The organism is Streptomyces gottesmaniae (genome assembly GCF_031845845.1).
In the GTDB taxonomy this organism is placed as follows: Bacteria; Actinomycetota; Actinomycetes; order Streptomycetales; family Streptomycetaceae; genus Streptomyces; species Streptomyces akebiae.
The window spans coordinates 19,395-38,029 of the sequence record NZ_JAVRFJ010000055.1 but is presented as its reverse complement, the minus strand read 5'-3'; the positions used below and the strand labels follow the sequence as shown (position 1 = coordinate 38,029).

Sequence of the window (18,635 nt, the reverse complement as noted above, 5' to 3'; positions counted from 1 at the left end):
GGGCATCCCGCCACGGGATGCCCCTCGGTCACGGCGCCGCCGGTCAGTTGGCCGACACCGTCACCGTCTCGTCGTTCTTCAACTGCTCCACCAACTGCTTCACCTTCGCGGTGTCCCACTGGAGGTTGCCGTTGGCGGAGTTGCCGGAGATCGGCATGTTCATCGACTTGCCGTCGCCGCCCGTCACGCCCTTCATCGCCCAGAACATGTCGGCCAGGTCGAACAGGCTCATGTCCTTGTCGACGATCAGGGTGTCCAGGCCCGCGCTCATCGTCGGGTAGAGCTTGAACGGGTTCAGCACCGTGCTCGGCGTCGCCGTCTGACTGGCGAGGGCCGCGAGGAACTTCTGCTGGTTCTTCGTGCGGTCCAGGTCGCTGCCGGCGAGGGCGTAGCGGGTCCGGACGAAGGCGAGGGCCTGCTCGCCGTTGAGGGTCTGCTTGCCCGCCTCGAAGTCGGCACCGGACTTGGTGTCCTTCATGCCGCCCTTCGGGATCTCGATCTCGACCCCGCCGACCGCGTCGACGATGTTCGCGAAGCCCGCGAAACCGATCTCCACGTAGTGGTCGATGTGCAGCCCCGTGTTGGCCTCGACGGTACGGACGAGCAGCTCGGGCCCGTCCTCCGCGTACGCCGCGTTCAGCTTCACCTGGCGGCCGGTGCCCTGGTAGGTCTTGCCGGACTCGGAGCCGACGAACGACGGTATCTCGACGTTCGAGTCACGGGGCAGCGAGACCAGCGTCGGGCCGTTCGAACCGGTGTGCAGGATCATCATCGAGTCCGTGCGCTTGCCGTCGGCGGACCCGGTGTGGAGTTCCTTCTTCTGCTCGTCGGACAGGCCCGCACGGCTGTCGGAGCCGACGATCAGGTAGTTGGTGCCCTCGCCCGCCTCCGGCCGGTCGATGACCTTCGACAGGTCGACCTCGCGGTTGAGCTTGGAGTCGGCCCAGAAATACGTGCCGATCGTCGTCGCGAGCAGCACCACGGTGACCGTGATCGCCGTCAGCTTGATACGGCGCCCCCAGTTCGGCGCGCCCCGCCCGCCCCGGCCGCCGCCGGGACCGCCCGGACCGCCGGGAACCCCGGCGCCGTAGACCTGGCCGGTGTTGTAGTCGCTCTGGTAGCCGCCGCCGTACTGGTCGGGACCGCTGTTGCCGTAGCCGTCACCGTCACCGTACGCGTCGCCGTAGGACGGCTGCTGGGGCACACCACCCTGAGGGGGTGCCGACGGGCCGCGACGGACCTGGCGCATCACGCGCGCACCGTCGGGCTGGGCGTAGTCGCCGCCGCGGTTGTTGCCGGACCATCCCTCGGGCCAATCGTTCATGCGCCCCAGTGTGCCGGGTCGGGCTGTGCCCTTTACAAGGGTCGATGAAAAACAAAGGCAGGGCTGTTGCGAAGCCGACACAAATTGCACGGTTTTGTAGGGGGCCGGGCACCTGTTGATCAGCGGGAAGCGGTGTGAGCGCGAGTGCGGGGAGCATGGGGTTGCTCACGTCCCCGCGGCGGAGCCGCGAGTCGACTCGGCCCGGTGGCCCCTACGGGGCGCACGTCACCTGGTCGCCCCGCACCACTCCCGATTCGCCCTTCTCCGGGTTTTCGGCGCGTACCTTGCGGACCTGCTCGAAGTCCGTGCCGACGACCACCTTGAGGGTGGGGCCCTGGGCGCGGACGGGGCGGAGTTCCGAGCCCGGGAGCGCGGCCGCGAGGGAGCGGGCGGAGCGGTCCCAGCGGGGGTCGTGGAAGACCAGGGTGCGGGTGACGTTCGGCTGCGGGGCGTTGACCGGGGTCCTGGTGGTGCGGAAGCCGGTGGCGGCCAGCTGACGGTCGACCTTCTTGCCGAGGCCCACGACGGCGGTGCCGTTCTCGACCTGCACGCGGATCTGCTGCGGGGCCACATCGACGAGCGCGTACGTGCCGCGCGCCTTGTAGGGCGCGAGGGGGCGGTCGTCGCGCAGGGCCTCGAAGAGCCGGGCGGCCTTGGCGTCGTCCCACTTCAGGGTCGAGCCGACGCCCTCCACGGCGTATCCCATGCGTCCGATGGGCACGGTGGTGAACTCCGACGAGGCCGGTGTGAGGTTGCGCATCGCGCGGCCGAGGTCGATCAGCTCACCGGTGCCGAACTCCTTGTCGGCGCGGACGGAACCGAGGACGGCCTGGGTGATGTCGCGGAACTTCATCGGGTTGAGCAGCACCCCGGAGGAGGTGGCCTGGGACATCAGGGACGCCATGAACCGCTGCTGGCGCTTCATCCGGCCCAGGTCGGAGGAGCCGTCGGCGTGCCGGGAGCGGACGTACTGGAGGGCCTCGCCGCCGTCCAGCTCATGCGTGCCCGCGTCGAGGTCGAGGCCGGTGTAGGAGTCCTTGAGGGGGCGGGTGGTGCAGATCTCGACGCCGCCGAGGACGTCGACGGTCCGCATGAAGCTGGTGAAGTCGACCTCGACGTAGTGGTCGATCTTCACCTTGGTCATGTGCTCGACCGTGCGCACGGTCAGCTGCGGCCCGCCCTCCGCGTAGGCCGCGTTCAGCTTGATCGGGTGGGAGCGCACGGTCTTGCCGGTGGCGCGGTCGGTGTGCTCGGGCGTCTCGGCGTACGAGTCGCGCGGCAGGCTCACGATGCTGGCGCGCTCCCTGTCCTCCGAGATGTGCACGATCATCATCGTGTCCGTGCAGTGACAGGGGGCCCCGCCCAGCCGGTACTTGCGCCGCTGCTCCTGGCTGATCCGGTCGCGGCCGTCGGTGCCGACCAGCAGCACGTTCATGCCGTGGCCCGCCTCGGGGCGGTTCTTCATGTCCTTGAAGGCGTCGACCCGCTTGATCTCGCCGTCCAGGCGGGTCACCACCGCGTGCCCGATGCCCGCGGCGGCCAGCACCACCACCGAGAGCGTGGTCACCGCCCGCATGGCCCAGCTCCGTCGCCGGGGAGGCACGGGTGGCCGGGTTTGCTGCGGACGGGCTGGACGGCGGGGCGGTGCGGACACGGGGGACACCTCCGCGAGACCGGTCAGGGGAAGGGGGAGAAGTCAGAGAACCTTGAGCACCGTAGGTTCCCGGCATCCGCGCCCCGCGCACGCGACCGGGCGGCGCGCGTTCGTGTCCCCCGTTCGCGGTAACGTGAGCCCCCTATGAACGCCAAGCCCGACGTGCAGCTCCCCGCCGTGTCCGTGATCATGCCCGTCCTCAACGAGGAGCGGCATCTGCGCGGAGCCGTCCAAGCGATCCTCGCGCAGGAGTACGCCGGCGAGATGGAGGTCGTGATCGCCCTCGGTCCGTCCACGGACCGCACGGACGAGATCGCCGCCGAGCTCGTGGCCGAGGACCCGCGCGTGCACACCGTCCCGAATCCCACGGGCCGTACGCCCGCCGCGCTCAACGCCGCGATCAAGGCCTCCCGCCACCCGATCGTGGTCCGCGTCGACGGCCACGGCATCCTCTCGCCGAACTACATCGCCACCGCCGTACGGCTCCTGGAGGAGACCGGCGCGCAGAACGTCGGCGGCATCATGCACGCCGAGGGCGAGAACGACTGGGAGCGCGCGGTCGCCGCCGCGATGACCTCGAAGATCGGTGTCGGCAACGCCGCCTTCCACACCGGCGGCGAGGCGGGCCCGGCCGAGACGGTCTACCTGGGTGTCTTCCGGCGCGAGGCGCTGGAGCGGCAGGACGGCTACAACGTGGAGTTCATCCGCGCCCAGGACTGGGAGCTGAACTTCCGCATCCGCGAGGCGGGCGGCCTCATCTGGTTCTCGCCCGAGCTTCGCGTGTCGTACCGGCCCCGGCCCAGCGTGAAGGCGCTCGCCAAGCAGTACAAGGACTACGGGCGCTGGCGGCACGTCGTCGCCCGCTACCACGAGGGCTCCATCAACCTGCGCTACCTCGCCCCGCCGACCGCGGTCTGCGCCATCGTGGCCGGCACCCTGGTGGGCGCCCTGGTGACCCCGCTGGGCTTCGTCGTCCCCGGAGGCTATCTCGCGGCGATCGTGGCGGGTTCGATCCCGGCGGGCAAGGGGCTGCCGCTCAAGGCACGCCTCCAGATCCCCGTCGCCCTCGCCACCATGCACATGTCCTGGGGCTTCGGCTTCCTCACCAGCCCCAAATCGCTGGCGAAGAAGGTCATCGCGTCCCGCCGCCCGGCGGTGCTGACGGAGAGCTGAGCACGGAGCACCTGCGAGCGGGGCCCCTCCCACGGCCGGGAGGGGCCCCGCTCGCACGTTCCGGGCCTTTCACCAGGTGAACGCCGGATTGACCTTCATACAGGCCTTGTCGTTCGCGCCGTTGAGGGCGTCCGCCGACTTGGGAGTCGTGTCGTCCTCCTTCTCGGCCTCGTAGGTCTTCCCCTCGCGCCAGTCGGCGCCGACGACGAGCGTGACGCCGCTGACGTTCGTGGACTTCTCCACCTGGCCGAGCGGGACACCGAGGGCCTTGGCGACCGCCTGGGCGTCACCCTCCAGCTCGGCGCTCGGGTAGCGCACGACGGTCTTGTCCTCGGTGGTCGCGGTGGCCGTGTCGGACGAGGCCTTGGCGAAGCCGTCCTCGACGAGCAGCCGCGACACCGTGTGCGCGCGGCCGGCGACCGGGGCGAGGGTGGAGGTCATGGTGCCGTTGATCACCAGCACCCCGATGTCGTCCTTCGCCGCCGCGGGGTCGTCGGAGGTCGCGTCCTCGGTGGTGGTCTTCTTCTTGTCCTTGCCGTCCAGGGCGATGTCCTCGCGCACCAGCCGGAACAGCTTCTCCGCGTCGCCCTCCTTCGGTACGACGCGCGCGCCGGCGTACGTGTACGGCATCGTCGTCATCGTGATCCGGGCCGGCTCGACCTTGCGCAGTTCCATGCTGAGGTCGTACAGCTCGGCGACGTCACCGAGGCCCTCGTCGACGGTGAGCGCGTCGGTGGCCTCCTCGGCGAGCTTGCGCAGCTTGTTCGGGTTGGTGATCGTGGCGTTCTCGCGCAGCTCGCGGACCATCGCGTTCATGTACTGGTGCTGGGCCTTGGCGCGCGCTATGTCGCTGCCGTCCTCGAAGCCGTACCGGGTGCGCAGCCACTGCAGGGCCTGCTTGCCCTTGATGTAGGTGGTGCCCTCCTCCAGCTTCAGCCCCGACCCCTTGCCGTCGCTGGTGTGCGAGTGGATGTTGGCGTCCACGCACACCGGCACACCGCCGATCGCGTCGGCCATCGACACCACACCGGAGAAGTCGACCATCATGAAGTGGTCGATACGGATCCCGGTCAGCTTCTCCCAGGTCGCGACCGTGCAGCCGGGGCCGCCGCGCTCCAGCGACTGGTTGGTCATCGAGTGGGTGAGCGCCTCGTACACCTCGCCGCTGTCCGGGTCGGTGCACTTGGGGATGTCCAGCAGGGTGTCGCGGGGCATGCTGACGACCGACATGTTGGTGCGGTCCGCGGACAGGTGCAGCAGCATCTGGACGTCGGCGAGGGCCGGCCCGTTGAAGTTCTCCTTGGCGCCGCCGAGTTTCTGGTTCTCCGCGGTGTCCCGCGCGTCCGAACCGATCAGCAGGATGTTCAGCGGGGTCTGGCCGGCCGCGTTCGGCGTCGGCTCGGCGATCTTGGTGTCGCCGAGGTTCAGCTTCTCCTTCTTGATGTTGCCGTTGAGGTGCTGGTAGTAGAGATAGCCGGCACCGGCGGTGCCGAGTATCACGACCGCCAGTACCGTCGCCGACCAGCGCAGCACACGTCTGCGCCGGGGCCTGGCGGGGGCCTTCGCACGCCCCCGCACACCACCACCGTCGCCGCCGTTGCGGCGCTTGCGTCCGCCCTGTTCGGGGACCTTGACGTCCGCGTCGCCGTCCGAGCCGGACGCGTCGCCGTCCGAGTCGGACGCGTCACTCTTCGGATCCAGGTCACCGTCCTGCTCGCCGGGTTCATCGACACGCGGTCGCCCCCCGTCCCCGCGCACGTCGCTCCGTACCATCTCCCTGCCCCTCCCCACCCTGCCGTGGCGGGGCCGTCCCCGCCTCCTGTTGGACCGTCGAGAACCCGACCTGGATGTACTCATGTTCTGTTGAACGCGTCATGTGTTCCGACCGGATGACATGCGGACACGGTTCGGCGCGGGGCACAGGCCGCCCCACGGCACTCCGACGACATCAGAACCGACCGGGCGGGCGCGTCGTCGCGCCCGCCCGGTGCACCACCGGATCTCTCGACTGTCTCGACTGTCTTGCTGCTCGCGTCCGGTTAGACGCGCCACGACCCCGTCAGGTCATCAACTGGCGCATTTTTCCTTGTCCGCGGTGTTCTTCTGGACGTCCAGATCCGTCGCCGAGCCCCCGCTCAGCGGCACCCCGGCTCCCTTGAAGTCCTCGCCCAGGGTCAGCACCATCGAGGGCAGGCCCTGGGAGTTGGTCTCGCTGTTGCCCTTGCCGGGCTTCAGCGCGGACGCGGACAGACCCATGAGGTCGGCCAGCTTGCGCGCCTGGTCGGCCTGGTCCGGGTCGTACGCGAGGGTCGTCTTCGACAACGTCTTGTCGGCGTTGCCGAGTTGGCTCGACTTGGTCACGCCGACATCATTCTGCAGCCAGTTGAGAGTGGCCTGTGCGCTGCCGGCCTCGGCACCGCCGTTGTAGACGCTGACCCGGACCTCGGAGGCGTCGGCGCGCGTGCCCTTGAGCTTCGCGGCCTCCTTCTCCTTCTTCTGCTTCTTCACCTCGGTGAGCGAGATGTCGTTCCTGATGGTCTCGAAGAGCTGCTCGGCCTTGCCCGGCGTGGGCAGCACGGTCGCGCCGTCGGTGTTGTCGACGACCGGCACGGTGGTGAAGGTGATGTTCTTCGTCTTCACCTTGCCGACCTCCTGGCCGAGCGAGGCCAGCTTCTTGATGTCGGAGATCTTGGAGTCGACCGACAGGGCGCTGGTGGCGGCCTCCGCGAGGTCCAGCACCTTCGTCGGGTCGGTGAGTGTGTCCTTCGACTTCATCTGGCGGATCATCGAGCTGAGGAACTGCTGCTGCAGCTCGATCCGGCTCAGGTCGCTGCCGAGGCCCACGCTGTAGCGGGTGCGCAGGAAGGCCAGCGCCTCCTCGCCCTCGATGGTGTGCTTGCCCGCGGTGAGGTCCAGCTTGGACTTGGAGTCCTTGATGTCCTTCTCCAGGCACACCTCGACACCGCCGATGGCCGTGGAGAGCGTCTTCACCGCGTTGAAGTCGGCCACCATGAAGTGGTCGGGGGTGATCCCGGTCAGCTCGGTGACCGTGCGCATCGTGCAGCTCGGGGTACGGCCGTCCTGACCGAGGCTCGTGTTGAACCGAACGTTCTGCGTGCCCGAGATGTCCTTGGTCGAGCCGTCCTCCTGCTCGGTCGGGCACTCCGGGATGTCCACGATCATGTCGCGCGGGATGCTCATCGCGGTGGCGTTCGTACGGTCCTTGGAGACGTGCAACAGGATCGTGGTGTCGGCGTGGCCGACGCTGTCCTTGTCGCCGTAGCTCCCGTTGCCCGCGCCGGTCCGCTTGTCCGTGCCGATCACCAGCAGGTTGATCGCCCGGTCCTTGCTGAAGCCGCCGGTGCTCGCGCCGTCGTCCGAGATCTTCTGGATGTTGTTGTTGAGGTGCTGGTAATAGAGGTAGCCCGCGGCGCTCACCCCGACCAGCACGAAGGCCAGCGTGCCGCCCGTCCACACCAGTATCCGTTTGCCGGTCGACTTCTTGGGCCTGCTCTTGCCCCGGCCGCCGCGGCGACCCGGCAGCGGGTCCTCCTCGGGCGTGCCCCGCCGACGCCGGGGTCCCGGGAGCGTGTCGGGGATCTCCCGGGTGTCCGTGCCCACCGACGCGGAGCGTGTGGAGGTACCGCCACCCGCGGCCCTGGCCCCCGCCGCGGCGGGCGTCGCACGACGCGGCCTCGGCACCGCCGACTGCGGTGCGGAAGGGGTCAGTCGCAGTTCGTATTCACCGGTGCTCGGGTTGAGTACCCACTGGTCTGCGGGGTCGATGTCATCCGCCCGCCCACGGCCTTGCGCGTCCACGGTTGTCTGATTCCTCCGTCGGGGCCACGCGGCGCCTTCCCCCTCAAAAGACGCTCGGGTCTCGCTGCAAGTGGTGCGTGACCGGAAGGCCTGACACACCGGATCGCTCACACTAGCCGCACGATCAGGCGCAGAGCGACGGCGGTGACAAATTGCACGTCCCTACAACCGGGCAATCCGCCCATTTCCTAGAGCATTTGTTCCTGCTGTTGACGTGTGCTTTACCTGTGGAACCCCTCCGGAGTCATCCGCAGTCCTCCTCGGCGGCCGTGCTGCCGCGGAAAGTCGGCACCGGATCCGGCGTCCCGGAGAGGCTTCCCGAAAGCTCTTCCGAATGCCCTTCCCGCGTCCCCTCCGGCAGTTCGCGCGCCACCGCCACGGGTGCGTCGGCGCGCAGCCGTGCGAAAAGGCTCCGTGCCGCCGGCTCGACGAGCTCGTCACGATTGGCGTCGTACGCATACGACTTCCGAGGAACGGTCAGGAATTGCACCTTTTCCATAGGGATCGTGCGCAGGCCGCGCACCAGGTCGTAGAGCCCGCGCAGACTCGCCAGTCCCGGGTCCGTGGTGAGCGAGGAGGTGGCCGCGTCGAGCACCGGATACAGCTTCACGGGATTCAGCAGGACGTCATTGCCGCGCACCTTCGCCGCCAGCGCCGCGAGGAACCGCTGTTGCCGGTCGATCCGCTCGGTGTCGCTCCCGTCGCCCAGCGACTTGCGGGCCCGCACATATCCCAGTGCCTGTTCCCCGTCGAGCTTCACCCTGCCCGCGGGCAGACGCAGTTCGGCCTGTTTGTCGTGAATGGGTTCGGCGAGGCACACCTCTACCCCGTCCACGGCGTCGACCATCTCCTTGAAACCGTTGAAGTCCACCACGACGTGATGGTCGATCCGGATATCGGTCATTCGCTCGACCGTCCGAATCGTGCAGGCCGAACCACCGCTCTGGAACGCGTAGTTGAACATGGTGAAGACCGGCTCGGTGCGACTTCCGTCCGGCCGCCGGCAACTCGGTACGTCCACCATCAGATCCCGCGGCAGCGACACCGCCGTCGCGCTCCGCCGGTCCGCCGCGAGGTGCAGCAGGATCGTCGTGTCGGACCGCTCGGTGCCCGAATCCCGCCCGTACTCGCCGTTCTCGTCCCCCGACCGCGAGTCCGACCCGATGACGAGGATGTTCTGCGCGCCCCGCACCAGCGCCGTCGGCCGCTCCTTCTCGTACCGCGCCAGTTCGTCCGCCGCCGACCGGTCCGAGGTGATGTTCCCGTCCAGCTTCTGGTACGCCGCCCAGCCCACCCCCAGGGCTCCGACGACCATCAGGGCGGCGCCGCTCCCCACCCACCGCCCCCACCGCCGTCGACGCCGACGCCGGGGCCCGAGCCCGGTGGGCGAACCGCCCGCACCGGGCCCGAGCCCACGCGCCTGCCCTCCGACGTCGTCCACTTCCGGCCACCCCTCACGGCGTACGAGCGAGTCGTTGCTCTTACGACGATGGCGCGGAGGGGCCGCGAGGGCGGCCGGGGCTAGGCCGAACGGGGGACGGGGCGGTGCCCTGTGGCCGCCCTGAAGGGGCGCGGGAAACCGCGCGAGCAACCGGAACGCACCTGCGTCCGCCCGCCTGCCTCACACCCCCACGGCGTCACCGCGACCACTCAGTGGTCAGGGGCAGCCGTGCCCTGAAGGGGCGCGGGGAACCGCGCGAGCAACCAGAACGCGCCTGCGGACGCCCGCCTGCCTCACACCCCACGGCGTCACCGCGAGCGCGTCGAAGCGACCACGTCACCGGGAGACAGAAGTGACCCGCTCACTCTCGATCCGCTTGGCGAGCGCGTCCTCACCCACCTGCTCCAGATGCCGGCACAACACCACGGACCCCCCGGTGGCAAGCGGCCCGTACAGCCCGGCGGCCAGCCCTTCCCACGTGTCGTACCCCAGCCCCGAGAGCAGCCGGGACCCCGGTCCCGTCAGCCCCAGGCCTCCCGCCTCCGCTCGAGCCCGCTCGACGACCTCCGCCCCGCTGAACTCCCGCCCGGCCACGACCAGGGCCGCCTCCTCCGGATCCACCGGCGCGTACGGCACGAACCGGTCCCCCTGCGAGGGCACCTCCACGGCGTAGTCGGCGAACCCGGCGGGGGTCTGCGGGAACCGCCCACCGAGCGGCCGCAGCGCGAGAGCGACGCGCTCCCCGGAGCAGGCCCGCGCCGCGTCCAGCGTGTCCGGGCCGCTCACCACGAGGTCGGCCGCGCCCGGGTCCCCGCCGACATCGGCGACCACCCCCACGGACGAACACGCGAGCAGCCACACCGCCGTCTGCCAGTGCGCCGGCAGCAGCAGCGCGACCCGGTCGCCGGGCTCCGCCGACAACTCGCCCTGAAGGAGGTTCGAGGTCTTGGCCACCCAATTGGCGAAGGTGGCCACGGACAATTCGACCCGCTCGCCCGTGGCGTCGTCGTAGAAGGTCACCAGCGGGCGCGCGGGATCCGTGGCGAGCGCGGATCGCAGCAGGTCGGCAGGGGTGCGGTCGGTGGCGTTCATCCGCGTAAGCGTACGCGGGGACCGCCGCGCCCGTGGGTCCGGGCGGACCGGAAGGCTAACCGGTTCGGCGGAGTGGCGCCGACGGCCCGTCAATTCCGCGATGGACAGATATGTATGACTATGTCCAGGATCAGACGCATGCGTAGATCACGATTCCTCGCGTCCTCGATCGGCGTCACCTGCGCGGCGGCACTCGCCCTCCCGGCGGCACTCCCGGCGACGGCCTCCGCGGCGACCCCGACGGACTCGTCCTCCACGGCGACCCAGGCCTTGGCGCAGCCCTCGACCCCCACCCGTCCGCTCGCGCTCGCCCGGGCGTCCGGCAGCACCCAGTCGCTCCCTCTCGTCCCCCTCGGAGTGGACCGGAACCTCGGTCCCGCCGCCCCCGAACAGGGCCTCGGCAAGCGGGACGTGCGCTCGTTCTCCCTGGTGGGCGTCGTCTGGGACGACCCGGACGCCGAACTGGAGGGCCGCGTCCAGGTCCGTACCCGTGCGACGGACACCGCCCGGTGGTCCGGCTGGCAGGACGTCGAGACGCACAACCACGAGCACGCCGCCGACCCGGACACCGCCGAACGCTCCTCGGGCCGGGTGCGCGGCTCCACAGCTCCGCTGTGGGTCGGCGACTCGGACGGCGTCGAAGTGCGCGTCCGCGCCGAGACCCGGGGGCGTACGGCCGCCCCGGGCGTCCAGTTGCTCCCGGACGGCCTACGTCTGGAGCTGGTCGACCCCGGCGTCGGCGCCCCCGCTGGTGCGGCGGGAGCGGCGGCCGTGACCGGGGCCGCGCACGCCGCCGAACCCCCGCCCGTCGGCACCGTGGACACCCCGAGGTTGGGCGCGCTGACCGCCGAGTCGGCCGCCGCCTCCGCCGTCAACGCCGACCTCGCGCCGCTCGGCTCCACCACGATCCCGGCGCTGTCGCGCAAGGAGACGGTGGAACGGCTGGCGACCGCGGTGCCCGGGGCGAAGCCGTACATCGGTCCGCGTCCCCGCATCGTCACACGGGCCGGCTGGGGCGCCGACGAGAAGCTGCGCGAGCGCGACTTCCGCTACACCAAGCGGGTCAGCGCGGCGTTCGTGCACCACACCGCCTCGGGCAACAACTACAAGTGCGCGCAGGCACCTTCCGTCATCCGCAGTATCTACCGCTACCACGTAGTGAGCAGCGGCTGGCGCGACATCGGCTACAACTTCCTCGTCGACAAGTGCGGAAACATCTACGAGGGGCGCGCGGGTGGTGTCGCGAAGGCCGTCATGGGTGCCCACACCCTCGGTTTCAACACGAACAGCATGGGTGTCGCGGTCATCGGGAGTTTCAGCACCACCAAGCCGCCCGCCGCGTCGGTCAAGGCGATCGCGCAACTAACAGCCTGGAAACTCGGTCTTTACGGTGCGAACCCGAAGGGAAAGACATACCTCACTTCGGGTGGCGGCAATCTCTACCCAAAAGGTAAGAAGGTGCGACTGAACGTGATCTCCGGTCACCGTGACGGGTTCGCGACCGAGTGCCCGGGGGGGCGCCTCTACGGAAAGCTCGGTACGGCACGCTCGGAGGCCGCCCGCTATCAGGGCCGGTGACCGGCCGGAGGTCACGCCGACACGACACACGACACACGCCGAGGGCGCGCCCGCCGCGCCCTCGACGGACACCACCGTTGACGTGCCTCATGGCACGTCAACACCTATGCGCACGGCCGCGAAGGCGCCATGGAACGGTCTGCATACACTGGCCGGTCGAATGACAGTTCGGCCGGTCCCGGCAGGAAGCAGAGACGACAGGTGACAGAAGCGATCCTCCTGGTCGGCGGCAGAGGTACCCGGCTGCGTCCGCTCACGGTGCACACTCCGAAGCCCATGGTCCCGGCGGCCGGAGTCCCGTTCCTCACGCACCAGTTGGCGAGAGCCAGGGCGGCGGGTGTCGACCACATAGTCCTCGCCACCTCCTACCTCGCCGAGGTCTTCGAACCCCACTTCGGCGACGGCTCCGCCCTCGGCCTCCACCTCGAGTACGTCACCGAGGAGGAGCCGCTGGGCACGGGCGGCGCGATCCGCAACGCCGCCTCGTACCTCCACTCCGGCCCCGAGGACCCCGTCCTCGTCTTCAACGGCGACATCCTCACCGGCCTGGACATACGCCGGCTGGTCGCCACCCACGAGACGACCGGCGCCGACGTCTCCCTGCACCTGACCCAGGTGACCGACCCCCGTGCCTACGGCCTCGTCCCCACCGACGGCACGGGCCGCGTCCTCGCCTTCCTCGAAAAGCCCCAGACACCCGAGGAGATCGTCACCGACCAGATCAACGCGGGGGCCTACGTCTTCCGCCGCTCGGTCATCGACACGATCCCGGCGGGCCGCCCGGTCTCGGTGGAACGCGAGACGTTCCCGGACCTCCTCGCCGCGGGCGCCCACCTCCAGGGCATGGTCGACTCCACCTACTGGCTGGACCTCGGCACCCCCGCGGCCTTCGTCCGGGGCTCCGCCGACCTGGTCCTGGGCAGGGCCCCGTCGCCCGCCGTCCCGGGCCGCTGCGGCGACCGCCTGATCCTGCCCACCGCCCGGGTCGCGGGCGACGCCAAGCTGACCGGCGGCACGGTGGTCGGCGAGGGCGCGTTCGTCGGCGAGGGGGCCCGGGTCTCCGGCAGCACCGTCCTGGCCGGCGCGGTCGTCGAACCCGGTGCCGTCATCACCGACTCCCTCATCGGCGCCCGCGCCCGCATCGGCGAACGGTCCGTCCTCACCGGCACGGTCGTCGGTGACGGCGCGATCATCGGCGCTGACAACGAACTCCGCACCGGCGTCCGGGTCTGGTGCGACGCCCAGATCCCCACGGGGGCGCTCCGCTTCTCGTCGGACCAGTGACCACGGGTTCCCCGCGCCCCTGAAGGGGCGCGGGGAACTGTGCGAGAACCCCCACCGAACCGTCAGCCGGGAAAAAAGGGGGGCCGGGCGCTGGGCGCATCCCCTCGAAGAGGGGACGGGTAGGGGCGGGGCGGGGCGCTACAACCGCCCGATGTCCCCCCGAGGCATCCGCGGCACCCTCCGCGCCGGCACCCGCCCCGACAACAGGATCAACCGAGCCGCCCGGTGCCGCTGCCCCGCATACGGCTCCAGCAACGACAACATCACCGAGTCGTCCGCATCCCGGTCCCCCGCCAGCGCGAACCCCACGATCCCCGGCAGATGCAGGTCCCCCACGGTCACCTCGTCCGCCGCCCCATGACTGCGCTGCACGGTCTCCGCCGAGGTCCACGGTCCGATGCCCGGCACCACCTCCAACCGCGCCCGCGCGTCCACCGGCGACATCCCCACGGCCTCCTCCAGCCGCGCCGCCACCCGGACCGCCCGCAGGATCGTCGACGCCCGCTTGTCGTCGACCCCGGCCCGGTGCCACTCCCAGGACGGGATCAGCGCCCACTCCCGCGCCCCGGGCATCACACACATCCGCCCCGGCACGGGCCCCGGCGCCGGCTCCCCGAACTGCCGCACGAGCAACCGCCACGCCCGATACGCCTCGTCCGTCGTGACCTTCTGCTCCAGGACCGACGGAATCAACGACTCCAGCACCAGCCCGGTCCGCGTCAGCCGCAGCCCCGGCCGCCGCCGCCAGGCCATCGCCACGATCCGGTGCCGGGGCGCGAAGGCCTCGGGCTCGTCCGACGCGCCGAGCACCGTGGGCACCTGGTCGAGCAGCCACTCGGCCCCGGGCCCCCAGGCCTCCGCCTCGACGACCCCGCCCCGCAGCGCGACCCGCAGCGTCCCGGCGCCGACCGGCGTACGACTGGCCCGCCACACGGACCCGTCCGGCGTGGCCCGAAAGGTCGGATCCCCGGGCCCCCGCCGCAGCGGCCCCAGCACGAGCCCCAGATCGAGGGCCCCCTCGGGCACCCAGGTCCGCCGCCGCCCGGCCGCCACTCCCTGCCGAGGCACCCCACCGGGCACGGCGACATGCCCACCCCGCACGGTCGTACGAGTGGGCCGCTGAGGAAAACGTCCAGCCACGAAGAGGTCCTAGGTAGTGAGGTGGCGCCCTATGAGCCTAGGGGTGTTCTCAGGGGCGCGGGGACCTGCGCGAGAAGCTCAGCGCGCCCGCACCCGCCCACACACCCGAGCCACCCCGAACCATAGGCGCCCGAACCACAGGCGCTCCGGCCGCCACCACCCCCTCCGTCACCGAACCTCGATGAACGCCCCCGCGTCCCGCTCACCCCGAGCCGGAGGCGCCCCGGCCGCATGCCCCACGGCCACCGCCCCCATCGGATCCCACCCCTCCGGCAGCCCCAGCACCTCCCGTACGACATCCCGGCAGAACATCGTCGACGACACCCACGCGGACCCCAGCCGCTCCCCGGCCAGTGCGACGAGGAAGTTCTGCACCCCGGCCCCGGCGGCGACGACGAACATCTCCCGCTCGGCCGCGTCCCGCCGCGCGTCCCCGTAGGAGTGCGACCCGTCCATCACGAGACACGGCACCACCAGGTACGGCGCGTTGCGCAGGACGTCCCCGCGCCGCACCCGCTTGGCGATGGACTCCTCGCTCTTTCCGTCCCGCCTCAGATCCGCGATCCAGGCGTCCCGCATGGCGTCGAGCAGCCGTACCCGTGACTCCTCGGACTCCAGCAGCACGAACCGCCACGGCGTCGTGTGGTGCGGCGCGGGCGCGGTCACGGCAGCGGCCACGGCCCGCCGCACCGCGCCGGGGTCCACCGGCTCGCCCGTGAACGCCCGGACCGTACGCCGCTGGGTCACCGCCAGCCGTACGGCCTCGGAGGTGCCCAGCCGGAACATGTCGTCCGCCGCGCCCCGGACCAAGGCGCGCGTCCCCTCGCCGGCGTCCTCGGCCACCACGTGCCCCAGCCCGCGTACGACGGCGACGGGGAGCCCGGCGGCCTTGCCCTTCACCAGGTCACCGGCGCCGGCCAGCTCGTCGGCGGTGGCGACGACGGTCGCGCTGAGCGGATTGCCGTGCGCGTCCGTGCCGCCGCGCAGGTCGTCGAGGACCCGCACACCGGCCGCACCGATGGCGACGTCCGTCAGCCCGCTGCGCCAGGGCCGCCCGAACGTGTCGGTGACCAGGACCCCGACCTCGACGCCGAGCGCGTCCCTGATGCCGTCCCGGATCGCCCGCGCGGAGGCGTCGGGGTCCTCGGGCAGCAACAGCACGGTCCCCGCAGGGGTGTTGGAGGCGTCGACCCCGGCGGCGGCCATGACGAGACCCTGCCGGTTCTCCACGATCCGCAGCGCCCCGCGCCGGGCCACCACCCGTACGGTCTCGGCGTCGATCGCGGCCTCCCGGTCGACCGCCTCGACCACCCGCCCCTCCGCCTTGGACACGATCTTGGAGGTGACGAGCACCACGTCCCCGTCGGCCAGCCGCGGTTCGGCGGCGGCGATCAGCTTGGCCAGATCGTCCCCCTGCTGGACCTCGGGGATCCCGGTCGGCGCCCAGACCCGGTAGGCGGGACCGGGCATACCGTCGGAGGCCGGGACTCCCGGCATGTCCTGAGAGCTCCGCGTATCCCCTGAGCCCCTCGTACCGCTGGTACCGCTCGTGTCCCCGAACCCGCCGCCGCTCACGCTCCCCGCACCTCCTCCGCCAGCGCCAGCGCCTCACGCGCCATCTGAGCCGTCGCGTCCAGGTCGGTCATCATCAGCGGGACGGCCCGGCACCGGATCCCGGCGGTCTCCACGCGCTCGACGACGCCCTCGTCGACCGTGTCGACGAGCCAGCCGTCCAGCAGCCCGGAGCCGTAGTGCTCGGCGACGGCGGCGGCCGTGGACTCGACGCCGACGGCGGCGAGGACCTTGTCGGCCATACCGCGCACGGGCGCGTCACCGACGATGGGGGAGAGGCCGACGACGGGAACCCCGGCCTCGGCGATCGCCTCCCGGATGCCGGGCACGGCGAGGATGGTGCCGACGGAGACGACGGGGTTCGACGGCGGGAAGAGGATCACGTCCGCCTCGGCGATGGCCTCCAGGACCCCGGGCGCCGGCTTCGCCTGCTCGGCGCCGACCGGCACGATCGCCTCGGCCGGCACGGAGGCCCGCAGCCGCACCCAGTACTCCTGGAAGTGGATCGCCCTGCGCTCGCCGTCCTGCTCGACGGCGACATGGGTCTCGACGCGGTCGTCGGTCATCGGGATGAGCCGCACGCCCGGCTTCCACCGGTCGCACAGCGCCTCGGTGACGGCGCTCAGCGGATATCCGGCGCCGATCATCTGCGTCCGCACGATGTGCGTGGCGAAGTCCCGGTCGCCGAGCCCGAACCACTCGGGCCCGACGCCGTACGCCGCGAGCTCCTCCTTGAGGTGGAAGGTCTCGTCGGCCCGGCCCCAGCCCTGCTCCTCGTTGATGCCGTCGCCGAGGGTGTACATCACCGTGTCGAGGTCCGGGCAGACCTTCAGCCCGAAGAGGTGGATGTCGTCCCCGGTGTTGCCGATGACCGTGATGTCCGCGTCCGGCACGGCCCGCTTCAGACCGCGCAGGAACCGGGCACCACCGATGCCGCCTGCCAGAACCACAATGCGCATGGCACTCAGTCTCGCAGGCGGCTACGACAGTGGGGCGCCCGGCCGCGATCACGGCCGGTTTCACGCGCCCGGTGGGCGGCGGGCCGCAGGGCGCCGGCGCCCTGCTCAGGCCGTGACGCTCGCCGCCCCCGCCGCGCAGGCCTTCGTGTGCATCGGCATGTCCGTCAGGCCGGGGTAGTAGACGTGCAGACTGACGGCCGGTTCCAGCGTGTCGTTGACGACCTCGTGCGCGTAGCCCGGCGCGAACACCCGCTGCGCGCCCGCGCCGAGCACGCGCGTGCCCCGGTCGGTGCGCTCGGTCAGCGTGCCGTCGAGCACGGTCAGTACGCCGGAGGAGCCCCCGTGGTCGTGCAGCCCGGTGCCCTGTCCCGGCACCCAGGACAGCAGCCACACCTCGTACCCGGGCCCGGTCTGCAGCCGGTGGTACCAGCGCGTGGTCGCGTCGTACTCGACGAGGTGCTCCCACCGGGAGCGGTCGTCGGCGAGGGATCGGGCCAGTCCGGCGAACTCGGCCACGGTGACCGGGCGTTGGCGCGGCGTCTGGAGGAGGTGCGGTACTTCGAGGAGATCGCCGGCGATCTGGAGGTCGCTGTCGCTGTTCATGAAGAGAGGTGTCCTCGACGATGAGTGCGTGGGGGAGGGCTGGGTTTCACGTGCGGGAACAGCAGCCGAGCCGGGACGGGCTCAGTGGCAGCCGGAGCGTGGAGGGCTCAACAGCTGGGACAGCAACAGCTACAGCGGCAGCGGGCAGCACCGTGGGACCCGGCGGTCCGGGTCGTGGTGAGTGCCAAGTGCGCGAGCATGCCCACAAGCACAGCGGTTCACACCTCCGCTGTCAACTTCGCGTCCGGTATGTGGATGCCCGTTCACCTCTTCCGGTGTATCCGTGAGGTGAAAGGTTTGTGCCGGGGGAGTCGGGGACACATGGGGCACATCCCGCAACGAGCGAGTGGGATCGAGCCGGAACGAGATCGAACTCCTGGGCGTCTTTCCTCGTAAGGAAGGGTGATCCGGTGAGAACTCCCCTCTGCGGCCGCGCTGCTGTCAGGGTTTATGCCGATTTGAACACTTTCCGCATAGCCTTGGTTCCGCAGAGTGAATAAGGGGCTCAATAGCAGATCTCGGCTTGACTCGCCCGTAGCAGCACACTTGTAATTTCACTCGTGTCGTTCAGCCGAAATCGGTAACGGCCGCACGACGGGGACGCGAAAGACGGACGAGGGGCGCACATGACCGAGCTCGTGCAGCAACTGCTGGTCGACGACGCGGACGAGGAACTCGGCTGGCAGGAGCGCGCACTGTGCGCCCAGACCGATCCCGAGTCCTTCTTCCCCGAGAAGGGCGGCTCGACCCGCGAGGCCAAGAAGGTCTGCCTCGCCTGCGAGGTCCGCTCCGAATGCCTTGAGTACGCCCTCGCCAACGACGAGCGGTTCGGCATCTGGGGCGGCCTGTCGGAGCGCGAGCGCCGACGCCTCAAGAAGGCGGCCGTCTGACCCGTCCCGGAACATCCGACCCGTCCCGGGAACAGTCGAACAGAAACAACCGAACATGTCCGGCCCGTCGCGCGTGGGTTGTCCACAGGCGGCGGGCCGCCCTGCT

14 protein-coding genes are annotated in these 18,635 nt (G+C 70.7%); 4 read left to right on the top strand and 10 right to left on the bottom strand.

Going from position 1 to position 18,635, the window contains the following annotated elements; translation table 11 throughout:
- Positions 1 to 43 precede the first annotated feature (43 nt).
- Both RM704_RS40730 and RM704_RS40725 read right to left on the bottom strand, forming a co-directional pair.
- Complete coding sequence (locus tag RM704_RS40730; protein ID WP_033524834.1) at positions 44 to 1,324, bottom strand: LCP family protein; 1,281 nt, start codon at positions 1,322 to 1,324, stop codon at positions 44 to 46.
- A gap of 211 nt (positions 1,325 to 1,535) precedes the next feature.
- A complete protein-coding gene (locus RM704_RS40725; RefSeq protein WP_311592905.1) occupies positions 1,536 to 2,987 on the bottom strand; it encodes an LCP family protein in 1,452 nt (483 codons plus the stop codon).
- A gap of 135 nt (positions 2,988 to 3,122) precedes the next feature.
- Here RM704_RS40725 and RM704_RS40720 point away from each other — a divergent pair, with 135 nt between their 5' ends.
- The gene (locus tag RM704_RS40720; protein ID WP_033524832.1) at positions 3,123 to 4,151 is read left to right on the top strand and encodes a glycosyltransferase family 2 protein; all 1,029 of its coding nucleotides are present in this window, start codon (positions 3,123 to 3,125) and stop codon (positions 4,149 to 4,151) included.
- Between the two features lie 69 nt (positions 4,152 to 4,220).
- Here the strand turns inward: RM704_RS40720 and RM704_RS40715 are convergent, their stop codons facing one another.
- The 4 genes from RM704_RS40715 to RM704_RS40700 all read right to left on the bottom strand — a co-directional run bounded on the left by RM704_RS40715 (position 4,221) and on the right by RM704_RS40700 (position 10,503).
- Positions 4,221 to 5,924 (bottom strand): LCP family protein, encoded by a 1,704-nt coding sequence (locus RM704_RS40715; RefSeq protein WP_033524831.1) that lies wholly within the window; start codon positions 5,922 to 5,924, stop codon positions 4,221 to 4,223.
- 294 nt (positions 5,925 to 6,218) lie between these two features.
- Entirely contained in the window at positions 6,219 to 7,970 is a 1,752-nt protein-coding gene (locus RM704_RS40710) for an LCP family protein (protein WP_033524830.1), read from the bottom strand.
- 244 nt (positions 7,971 to 8,214) lie between these two features.
- Positions 8,215 to 9,411 (bottom strand): LCP family protein, encoded by a 1,197-nt coding sequence (locus RM704_RS40705; RefSeq protein WP_033524829.1) that lies wholly within the window; start codon positions 9,409 to 9,411, stop codon positions 8,215 to 8,217.
- 336 nt (positions 9,412 to 9,747) lie between these two features.
- Entirely contained in the window at positions 9,748 to 10,503 is a 756-nt protein-coding gene (locus tag RM704_RS40700; protein WP_033524828.1) for a TIGR03089 family protein, read from the bottom strand.
- A 120-nt stretch (positions 10,504 to 10,623) separates the two neighbouring features.
- Between RM704_RS40700 and RM704_RS40695 the strand changes: the two genes are divergently transcribed.
- Positions 10,624 to 12,081: a peptidoglycan recognition protein family protein gene (locus RM704_RS40695; RefSeq protein ID WP_033524827.1), complete on the top strand. Its 1,458-nt coding sequence runs from the start codon at positions 10,624 to 10,626 to the stop codon at positions 12,079 to 12,081.
- 201 nt (positions 12,082 to 12,282) lie between these two features.
- Complete coding sequence (gene manB / locus RM704_RS40690; RefSeq protein ID WP_033524826.1) at positions 12,283 to 13,365, top strand: mannose-1-phosphate guanylyltransferase; 1,083 nt, start codon at positions 12,283 to 12,285, stop codon at positions 13,363 to 13,365.
- A gap of 138 nt (positions 13,366 to 13,503) precedes the next feature.
- On the opposite strand, the gene RM704_RS40685 is transcribed toward manB, so the two are convergent.
- The 4 genes from RM704_RS40685 to RM704_RS40670 form a co-directional block, all read right to left on the bottom strand.
- Entirely contained in the window at positions 13,504 to 14,505 is a 1,002-nt protein-coding gene (locus RM704_RS40685; RefSeq protein WP_033524825.1) for a DNA-3-methyladenine glycosylase family protein, read from the bottom strand.
- A gap of 168 nt (positions 14,506 to 14,673) precedes the next feature.
- A complete protein-coding gene (locus RM704_RS40680; protein WP_033524824.1) occupies positions 14,674 to 16,002 on the bottom strand; it encodes a coenzyme F420-0:L-glutamate ligase in 1,329 nt (442 codons plus the stop codon).
- Between the two features lie 74 nt (positions 16,003 to 16,076).
- Positions 16,077 to 17,036, bottom strand: coding sequence for a 2-phospho-L-lactate transferase (gene cofD, locus RM704_RS40675; RefSeq protein WP_033524823.1), 960 nt, complete (start codon positions 17,034 to 17,036; stop codon positions 16,077 to 16,079).
- Between the two features lie 105 nt (positions 17,037 to 17,141).
- Entirely contained in the window at positions 17,142 to 17,639 is a 498-nt protein-coding gene (locus RM704_RS40670) for a cysteine dioxygenase (protein WP_033524822.1), read from the bottom strand.
- 626 nt (positions 17,640 to 18,265) lie between these two features.
- Between RM704_RS40670 and RM704_RS40665 the strand changes: the two genes are divergently transcribed.
- Complete coding sequence (locus RM704_RS40665) at positions 18,266 to 18,529, top strand: WhiB family transcriptional regulator (RefSeq protein WP_003975777.1); 264 nt, start codon at positions 18,266 to 18,268, stop codon at positions 18,527 to 18,529.
- Positions 18,530 to 18,635: the final 106 nt, after the last annotated feature.

Bases quoted from the DNA above. Each gene is read 5' to 3' on its own strand.
- RM704_RS40695 (WP_033524827.1), top strand. From the start codon at position 10,624: ATGTCCAGGATCAGACGCATGCGTAGATCACGATTCCTCGCGTCCTCG.
- RM704_RS40715 (WP_033524831.1), bottom strand. From the start codon at position 5,924: ATGGTACGGAGCGACGTGCGCGGGGACGGGGGGCGACCGCGTGTCGAT.
- RM704_RS40680 (WP_033524824.1), bottom strand. From the start codon at position 16,002: ATGCCGGGAGTCCCGGCCTCCGACGGTATGCCCGGTCCCGCCTACCGG.
- RM704_RS40670 (WP_033524822.1), bottom strand. From the start codon at position 17,639: ATGAACAGCGACAGCGACCTCCAGATCGCCGGCGATCTCCTCGAAGTA.
- RM704_RS40730 (WP_033524834.1), bottom strand. From the start codon at position 1,324: ATGAACGATTGGCCCGAGGGATGGTCCGGCAACAACCGCGGCGGCGAC.
- RM704_RS40720 (WP_033524832.1), top strand. From the start codon at position 3,123: ATGAACGCCAAGCCCGACGTGCAGCTCCCCGCCGTGTCCGTGATCATG.
- cofD (WP_033524823.1), bottom strand. From the start codon at position 17,036: ATGCGCATTGTGGTTCTGGCAGGCGGCATCGGTGGTGCCCGGTTCCTG.
- RM704_RS40700 (WP_033524828.1), bottom strand. From the start codon at position 10,503: ATGAACGCCACCGACCGCACCCCTGCCGACCTGCTGCGATCCGCGCTC.
- RM704_RS40665 (WP_003975777.1), top strand. From the start codon at position 18,266: ATGACCGAGCTCGTGCAGCAACTGCTGGTCGACGACGCGGACGAGGAA.